The organism is Pseudomonas sp. GM49 (genome assembly GCF_000282355.1).
In the GTDB taxonomy this organism is placed as follows: Bacteria; Pseudomonadota; Gammaproteobacteria; order Pseudomonadales; family Pseudomonadaceae; genus Aquipseudomonas.
Map to the genome: position 1 here is coordinate 1 of NZ_AKJL01000142.1, position 2,413 is coordinate 2,413.

Below are 2,413 nucleotides of genomic sequence, written 5' to 3' on the forward strand. Positions count from 1 at the left end.
GCTGCCGATGTGCACCGCGAACTCGGCTGGCAGCCACTGGTGTTGCGTCCGAAAGAGGCCCTGGCATTGATGAACGGCACCGCCGTGATGACCGGTCTGGCCTGCCTGGCCTACGCCCGCGCCGATTACCTGCTGCATCTGGCCACGCGCATCACCGCGCTGAACGTGGTCGCGCTGCAAGGCAACCCGGAGCACTTCGACGAGCGCCTGTTCGCCGCCAAGCCGCACCCGGGGCAGATGCAGGTCGCCGCGTGGTTGCGCAAGGATCTGGCCATCGATGCGCCGACCGCGCCCTTGCATCGCCTGCAAGACCGCTATTCCCTGCGCTGCGCGCCCCATGTGCTGGGCGTGCTGGCCGACAGCCTGAACTGGCTGCGTTCGTTCATCGAAATCGAACTCAACAGCGCCAACGACAACCCGATCATCGACGCCGAAGCCGAGCGCGTGCTGCACGGTGGGCACTTCTACGGCGGGCACATTGCCTTCGCCATGGACAGCCTGAAAAACCTTGTGGCCAACGTCGCCGACTTGCTGGATCGGCAACTCGCGCTGCTGGTGGACGAGCGCTACAACCATGGTTTGCCGAGCAACCTGTCCGGCGCCACGGCTGACCGCGCCATGCTCAACCACGGCTTCAAAGCGGTGCAGATCGGCACCAGCGCCTGGACCGCCGAAGCGTTGAAGAACACCATGCCGGCCAGCGTTTTCTCGCGCTCCACCGAATGCCACAACCAGGACAAAGTGAGCATGGGCACCATCGCCGCCCGGGATGCGATCCGCGTGCTGGAACTCACCGAGCAGGTGGCAGCCGCCACGTTGCTGGCGGCCAATCAGGGCGTCTGGCTGCGCGGCCAGGCCGAAGATGCGCGACCACTGCCACCCGCTTTGGCCGCCATGCATGAAGAATTGGCCAAGGACTTCCCTCCGGTGATCGAAGACCGCGCGCTGGAGGGCGAATTGCGCCTGTGCCTGCAACGCATCGCCGAACAACACTGGAGGCTGCATGCGTAGCAAGGGATTTCTCTACACCGACACGGAAATCGTCGTACCGTTCTTTGACGTCGACAGCATGCACGTGGTCTGGCACGGCCATTACGTCAAATACCTGGAAGTCGCCCGCTGTGCGCTGCTGGACAAGATCGGCCACAACTACACCGCGATGAACGAGTCAGGCTACGCCTGGCCGGTGATCGACCTGCAATTGCGCTACGTGCGCGGCGCGGTGTTCGGCCAGAAACTGAACGTGCGCGCCAACCTGGTGGAGTGGGAGAACCGCTTGAAGATCAACTATCTGATCAGCGATCTGCAAACCGGTGAGCGCTTGACCCGGGCCATGTCGGTACAGGTCGCCGTCGACCTCGCCAGCCGCGAGATGCAACTGGCCTCGCCGAAGGTCTTCACCGACGCTGTCGAGAGGGCCCTGCCATGATTTTCTGCCACCCACGTTCCCCTGTGGGAGCGGGCTTGCCCGCGATGGTCGTTAACGATGATGCTGGGAACCTGACACCCCGCGGTGCTCTCAGGCTTTTCGCGAGCAAGCTCGCTCCTACAGTGTTCTGCGTGTTACTGGGCATTCCAGGGCTGGCCAACGCCTTCGACCTGCAACAACTCAGCGATCAACTGGCCAGGCCCGAGGTGATCCACGGCAATTTCATCCAGGAAAAGCACCTGCGCGCCCTGCCCCAGCCGCTGACCAGCAAGGGCACGTTCGTCCTGGCGAAAAACCACGGCTTGTTGTGGCTCCTGAAAACGCCACTGCAACAGGACTATCGCATCACCGCCAAAGGCATTGCCCGGCGTGACGGCATTGTTTGGCAAATGCTGCCGGGCAAAAGCGCCGGTGCCGAGCAGAACCGTTTGTTCCTCGCCGTGCTGCAAGGCGACAGCAGTGGCCTGCAACGGGATTTCGAGCTGTCCCTGAGCGGCGACGCGCAGAACTGGAAGCTCACGCTGCTGCCGCGCTCGATGCTGCTCAAACAGGTGTTCAACCAGATCAACATTACCGGTGCAGAACTGGTGCACAGCATCGAACTGCTCGAGACTCAGGGCGACAGTACGTTGTTGCGCATGCAGGACAGCACCAGCGCCCAACCGTTGAGCGACGCGGAGCAACATGACTTTGCCGAGTGAACGGTGGTTGCCACGGCTGTTTCTGCTCCTGCTGCTGGCAGTACTGGCGCTCGCGGGTTGGCAATGGCGTGACGGCGCGCCGCTGTCGGCCAACCTGATGGAACTGGTACCCGGCACGGCGCCCGACGCCCTGGAACTGCGCGCCGAACAACGCATGCAAGAACCGCTGAACCGCGAAATGCTGGTGCTGGTCGGCCACGCCGATCGCCAGCAAGCCGTTGCCATGGCGCAAACCCTCGGCGAACAATGGCAGGCCAGCGGCTTGTTCGAAAAGGTCCAGTGG

General features: G+C 63.1%; 3 protein-coding genes and 1 pseudogene. All 4 read left to right on the plus strand.

Features of this window, described 5'->3' with window-relative positions:
- On the plus strand, positions 1 to 1,011 hold a 1,011-nt coding region (locus tag PMI29_RS15935), incomplete at its 5' end, for an HAL/PAL/TAL family ammonia-lyase (RefSeq protein ID WP_007997705.1).
- Complete coding sequence (locus tag PMI29_RS15930; RefSeq protein WP_007997707.1) at positions 1,004 to 1,429, plus strand: acyl-CoA thioesterase; 426 nt, start codon at positions 1,004 to 1,006, stop codon at positions 1,427 to 1,429. The genes PMI29_RS15935 and PMI29_RS15930, both read left to right, overlap by 8 nt.
- The gene (locus PMI29_RS15925; protein WP_007997709.1) at positions 1,426 to 2,130 is read left to right on the plus strand and encodes an outer membrane lipoprotein carrier protein LolA; all 705 of its coding nucleotides are present in this window, start codon (positions 1,426 to 1,428) and stop codon (positions 2,128 to 2,130) included. The genes PMI29_RS15930 and PMI29_RS15925 overlap by 4 nt, the downstream gene beginning before the upstream one ends.
- A pseudogene (locus PMI29_RS15920) lies at positions 2,114 to 2,413 on the plus strand (hypothetical protein); the annotation flags it as partial. The gene PMI29_RS15925 and the pseudogene PMI29_RS15920, both read left to right, overlap by 17 nt.

Coding starts and splice junctions, on each gene's coding strand:
- PMI29_RS15930 (WP_007997707.1), top strand. CDS start 1,004: ATGCGTAGCAAGGGATTTCTCTACACCGACACGGAAATCGTCGTACCG.
- PMI29_RS15925 (WP_007997709.1), top strand. CDS start 1,426: ATGATTTTCTGCCACCCACGTTCCCCTGTGGGAGCGGGCTTGCCCGCG.